Origin of the sequence: Alcanivorax sp., from assembly GCF_002733835.1 — a bacterium.
Lineage (GTDB): Bacteria > Pseudomonadota > Gammaproteobacteria > Pseudomonadales > Alcanivoracaceae > Alcanivorax.
This window is the reverse complement of record NZ_NVWY01000063.1, coordinates 1-5318: the sequence shown is the minus strand read 5'-3', so window position 1 is coordinate 5318 and position 5318 is coordinate 1. Positions and strand designations below refer to the sequence as shown.

Here is a 5318-nt window from a genome sequence, read left to right as displayed (position 1 = left end):
AGGCTGGCGCATCCTGCTGCTCCAGGGTCCGCGCCACCACATCCGCAATGCCCATAATATCGAGTTGACCGCTCAGAAAAGCCGCCACAGCCTCTTCATTGGCCGCATTAAGCACCGCCGTTGCGGTCCCGCCGGCGGCCATGGCATCACGCGCCAGGCCCAGACAGGGAAACCGCTTCAGGTCAGGCAATTCAAAATTCAGCCCGGCCAGCGCCGCAAAATCCAGCCGCTTGGCCCCGGATTCCACCCGTTCCGGCCACGACAGGCCACAGGCGATGGGGGTACGCATATCCGGTGTGCCCATCTGCGCCAACACCGAGCCATCCCGGTAAGCGACCATGGAGTGAATCACACTCTGGGGGTGCACCACCACATCCACCATGGCGGGCGGTACATCGAACAACCAGCAAGCCTCGATAAACTCCAACCCCTTGTTCATCAAGGTGGCGGAATCCACAGAGATCTTCGGCCCCATATCCCAGTTGGGATGTTTAATCGCCTGCTCCGGGGTGGCCGCTTGCAACTGTTCTGCGCTGAACTCCCGGAAAGGGCCGCCAGATGCCGTCAGTAGCAGACGCTCAACCCCCGCGTTGACCCCTTCGGATGGCAAGCATTGAAAAATGGCGTTGTGCTCGGAATCCAGCGGCAGCAATGTGGCCCCGTGACGCTTCACTGCGTCCATAAACAAGGACCCGGTCACCACCAGCGCTTCCTTGTTGGCCAGCAGCACCCGCTTGCCTGCCTCCACCGCAGCCAGAGTCGGACGCACACCGGCAGCACCGACAATGCCTGCCACCACCGTATCCGCATCCGGGTGAGCAGCCAGTTCACAGAGGGATTCGGGGCCCGCCAGAACCTCTACCTGTGACCCAGCCCTACCCAGATGGTTCCGCAGCGCCGTGGCGGCGGCAGAGTCTGCCATGGCCGCATAACGCGGCTGTACCGTTTCGCACAGCCGCGCCATGGCCTGCCACTGGGTGCCAGCGGTAACCGCAAACACCTCGTAGCGCTCCGGGTGACGCACCACCACATCCAGGGTTTGCTGGCCGATGCTGCCCGTGGCCCCCAGCAACGTCAGGCGTTGCCTGCCAGAGCGAGGAACGCGGTGTGAATCGCTTGCAGAGGGTGTCACAAACTGCCTCCCGGCAGGGCAAACCAGTTGAACCCGGCCAGAGCGATGGGCATGGCTGCGGTGACGCTATCGATGCGGTCCAGCATACCGCCGTGACCGGGCAGGATGGTGCCGCTGTCCTTGAAGCCGCGCTCGCGCTTTACCATGCTTTCAAACAGGTCGCCCAGGGCTGACGCCAGCACAGTAAACAAGGCCACCAGCATTAACGGCCACAACTGGGCGTCCAGCAGGCCTGCAGCGTACACACCTGCCACAACAACCAGCGCCAGAGCGACACCACCCAACAGGCCTTCAATGGTCTTGCCCGGGCTCACCAGCGGGGCCAGCTTGTGTTTGCCAAAGGTGCGACCGGCAAAATACGCACCGGTATCCGCCGCCCACACCCACAGAAGAATAAACATCAGCGCCCAGGGGCCCGCCAGGCCCAGGGCACCATTGCTCTGCAACTGCACAACGGCCGCCCAGGACGGCACCAGCAACAACAGGCCCACCAGCGCCATCAGCGCAGGGCGGTACCAGACGCGAGCATTGCCCGGGTATCCCACCACCAACACCAGCGCGAGCAACCACCACACGGGAATCGCATTAAGCAACCAGGCGGGATGAAAATACTCCGCTGCGGCCATCGCCACAGCCAGTGCCGCCACCCAGGCCAAACGCACAGTCAGGCTAATTTTGCCCATCATGGCCGCCCATTCCCAGCCAGCCAAGACAAAGAATACCCCGGCCACAAGGGCAAACGGTAGGCGATCCAGCCCGAAAACGGCGCCCAGCACGATTGGCAGCAGCACCAGCGCGGTAATCACGCGCAGCTTTAGCATTATTGTTCTCCACTCAAGCTGGCCACTTCCTCACCGGAACGACCAAAGCGTCGCTGGCGGCCAGCAAAATCCTGTAACGCTGCATCAAAGGCATCAGCGTCAAAATCTGGCCACAACAACGGTGAGAAATACAGTTCACTGTAAGCCAGTTGCCATAACAAAAAGTTGCTTATTCTTTGATCGCCACCAGTGCGAATCAGCAAATCCGGGGGCGGTAAATCCGCCATGGACAGCTGCGGCGCCATGGACTCCGCGCTGATCTGCTCCGGCTGCATCTCACCGGCAGCCACTTTTTCCGCCATTATCCGGGCGGCATGGGCAATATCCCACTGCCCGCCATAATTCACCGCGATCACCACCGTCATGCGGTTGTTCGCGGCCGTCAACGATTCCGCCTCGGCCATGCCGTCCTGCAGGTCCGCTGCGAACGCTGAGCGGTCACCAATAAAACGGATGCGTACACCATGGCCATGCAGCTCTTCAACCCGGCCACCCAATGCCTTGAGGAACAAAGCCATCAGGTGATCCACTTCGGACTGGGGCCGGCGCCAGTTTTCCGAGCTGAACGCGAAAAGCGTCAACGCCTCTACGCCCCGCTGGGCAGCCTGACGAATGATCGCCTGGACCGTTGCCTCACCGGCGCGATGCCCCTCCTCTCCCGGTAAACCCTGCTTACGGGCCCAGCGGTTGTTGCCGTCCATGATGATCGCCACATGGCGAGGCACGCTACCCTGGTGGGAATCGAGATCGGGGGCGCTGGAATGCGGTTGATTGTCGGCCATACTGCATCCGCCAATAATAAAAACGGGCTGACGCGCAGCCCGAAATGTCAGTCAGATCACCGTTCGCAAGCAGCGATTAAACGGTCATCAATTCCTCTTCTTTCTCTTTCAGAACACTCTCCACTTCCGCCACCATTTTGTCGGTAAGCTGCTGGATCTGTTCTTCGCCACGACGCTGCTCATCTTCGGAAATTTCTTTTTCCTTGAGCAGCTCTTTCAGGTCGCTGTTGGCGTCACGGCGAATGTTGCGAATAGAGACACGAGCCTGCTCCGCTTCTGCGCGCACCACCTTGACCAGGTCCTTGCGGGTTTCCTCGGTCAGCGGCGGCAGCGGTAAACGAATCAGGGTGCCGGACGTGGACGGGTTCAGGCCCAGATCGGACATCAGGATGGCACGTTCGATCTGCGGAATCATTGACTTGTCGAACGGCGAAACCGTCAGCGTTCTGCCTTCTTCCACCGAGATATTACCCATCTGGTTGAGCGGCGTCTCAGCGCCATAATACTCAATGGTAATATTGTCCAGCAGGCTGGGATGTGCCCGACCGGTCCGCACCCGTTTCATGGCTGAATCCAGTGCCTCAAGACTCTTTTTCATGCGGCTTTGCGCATCACTGCGAATATCGTCAATCACCGTTATTCCTCGCTCTATCAGCGGTATCGCCAGCGCTTACTGCGCGGCTTCCACCAGGGTACCTTCATTACCGCCCAGCATCAGGTTGAGCAGGGCACCCTTCTTGTTCATATCAAAAACACGCAACGGCATGGCATGGTCGCGGCACAGACAAATAGCCGTCAGATCCATGACACCCAGTTTTTTATCCAGCACCTCATCATAGGTCAAGGTGTCGTATTTGACCGCATCCGGGTTTTTCACCGGATCATCATTATAGACCCCATCCACCTTGGTGGCCTTCAATACCACATCGGCACTGATTTCAATGCCGCGCAAGCAGGCAGCAGAGTCGGTAGTAAAGAAGGGATTGCCGGTACCGGCACAGAAGATCACCACTTCACCGTTTTTCAGGTGGCGATTGGCATTGCGATGATCATAGTGCTCCACCACGCCGCTCATGGGGATCGCCGACATCAGGCGAGTGCGGATATTGGAGCGCTCCAGGGCATCGCGCAGGGCCAGGCCATTCATCACCGTCGCCAGCATGCCCATATGGTCCCCGGCGACCCGGTCCAGGCCGGCGCTCTGCAGCGCCGCACCACGAAACAGATTACCACCGCCAACAACCAGGCCGACCTGAACGCCGATGCCAACCAATTGGCCGATTTCCAGGGAAATGGCATCCAGTACCTTCGGGTCGATACCGAACCCCTCTTCACCCGCCAGCGCCTCACCACTCAGCTTGAGCAGAATACGGTTATAGCGCGGTGAGCGCTCCTTGTTCGTCGGCATGTCTTTCTCTCCACCACTCATACGAAACCGCCACCCATGAATAACCCGCCATCGTCATCATTTTTACCGGCCCAGGCCGGCCTTTCACTGCATTCAACCGCACGAGCCTGTGCTGCATAGCACAGTACCGCCCCGCACGATGGTTGCAAGCGCTTTTCACTTTCTGCCGTTCAACAGGCGAAAAAAACGCCCTGCTAGTCAAGCCAGCAAGGCGCCCTTTTACACATCGAACTCGCGAGCCTTAGCCTTTGGCCGCAGCTTCCACTTCGGCCGCGAAGTCGACTTCTTCTTTCTCGATACCTTCGCCGACAACCAGACGCTCGAAAGCGACGATTTCAGCACCGGCCGCTTTAACCAGCGCACCGACAGTGGTATTCGGATCTTTCACGAACGGCTGGTCCAGCAAACTCACTTCTTTCAGGAACTTGTTGATACGGCCGCCGAGCATTTTCTCAACGATCTCAGCCGGCTTGCCTTCCATATCAGGCTGGGCGCGGATGATCTCTTTCTCTTTTTCCAGCACTTCAGCGGGAACCTGATCGCCACTGATGACCATCGGGTTAACCGCCGCCACGTGCATGGCAACATCTTTACCCAGCTCGGCATCGCCACCTTTCAGGGCAACGAGAACACCGATACGGCCGCCGTGAACGTAAGCACCAATGGCACCTTCCGCTTCCAGCTTGGCAGCACGACGGATCTGGATGTTTTCACCGATTTTCTGAACCAGCGCCTGACGGGCCTGTTCGACGGTCGCCCCGTCGTCCAGAGTCAGTTCGCCAATCTTGGCGGCGTCGGTTTCACCTGCGGCCAGAGCAGCGCCAGCTACTTTGTCACAGAAGCCCAGGAAGTTTTCATCACGGGCAACGAAATCGGTTTCGGAGTTGATTTCCACCATCACGCTAACAGTGTTTGCGTCGTTGGTAGCAATCACCACACCGCCTTCAGCAGCGGTACGGCCGGCTTTCTTGGCCGCTTTGGCCTGGCCGGATTTACGCATATCGTCGATGGCTTTTTCGATATCGCCATCTGCTTCAACCAGCGCCTTCTTGCACTCCATCATGCCAAGACCGGTACGCTCACGAAGCTCTTTAACCATTGCAGCAGTAACAGCAGCCATGATTATCCTCTTAACTTTGGTATGTTTCGGTAAAGCGGGCGAGCCAGCGGCTCGC

The 5318-nt window shown here is 58.9% G+C and carries 6 protein-coding genes; all 6 read right to left on the bottom strand.

Going from position 1 to position 5318, the window contains the following annotated elements:
* On the bottom strand, nucleotides 1–1132 hold a 1132-nt coding region (gene ispC, locus COA55_RS16885; protein ID WP_290503084.1), incomplete at its 3' end, for a 1-deoxy-D-xylulose-5-phosphate reductoisomerase.
* A complete protein-coding gene (locus tag COA55_RS16880) occupies nucleotides 1129–1953 on the bottom strand; it encodes a phosphatidate cytidylyltransferase (protein ID WP_290503083.1) in 825 nt (274 codons plus the stop codon). The genes ispC and COA55_RS16880, both read right to left, overlap by 4 nt.
* On the bottom strand, nucleotides 1953–2735 hold the full coding sequence (uppS, locus tag COA55_RS16875) for a polyprenyl diphosphate synthase (protein ID WP_290503082.1): 783 nt from the start codon (nucleotides 2733–2735) through the stop codon (nucleotides 1953–1955). The genes COA55_RS16880 and uppS overlap by 1 nt, the downstream gene beginning before the upstream one ends.
* Before the next feature lie 76 nt (nucleotides 2736–2811).
* Nucleotides 2812–3369 (bottom strand): ribosome recycling factor, encoded by a 558-nt coding sequence (gene frr / locus COA55_RS16870; RefSeq protein WP_290503081.1) that lies wholly within the window; start codon nucleotides 3367–3369, stop codon nucleotides 2812–2814.
* A gap of 36 nt (nucleotides 3370–3405) precedes the next feature.
* The gene (pyrH, locus tag COA55_RS16865; RefSeq protein WP_063521455.1) at nucleotides 3406–4143 is read right to left on the bottom strand and encodes a UMP kinase; all 738 of its coding nucleotides are present in this window, start codon (nucleotides 4141–4143) and stop codon (nucleotides 3406–3408) included.
* Nucleotides 4144–4384: 241 nt separating this feature from the next.
* Complete coding sequence (gene tsf / locus COA55_RS16860) at nucleotides 4385–5263, bottom strand: translation elongation factor Ts (protein WP_007150241.1); 879 nt, start codon at nucleotides 5261–5263, stop codon at nucleotides 4385–4387.
* Nucleotides 5264–5318: the final 55 nt, after the last annotated feature.

Excerpts from the sequence above, each read along its gene's own strand:
- COA55_RS16880 (WP_290503083.1), bottom strand. The coding sequence starts at position 1,953 with ATGCTAAAGCTGCGCGTGATTACCGCGCTGGTGCTGCTGCCAATCGTG.
- uppS (WP_290503082.1), bottom strand. The coding sequence starts at position 2,735 with ATGGCCGACAATCAACCGCATTCCAGCGCCCCCGATCTCGATTCCCAC.
- pyrH (WP_063521455.1), bottom strand. The coding sequence starts at position 4,143 with ATGCCGACGAACAAGGAGCGCTCACCGCGCTATAACCGTATTCTGCTC.
- tsf (WP_007150241.1), bottom strand. The coding sequence starts at position 5,263 with ATGGCTGCTGTTACTGCTGCAATGGTTAAAGAGCTTCGTGAGCGTACC.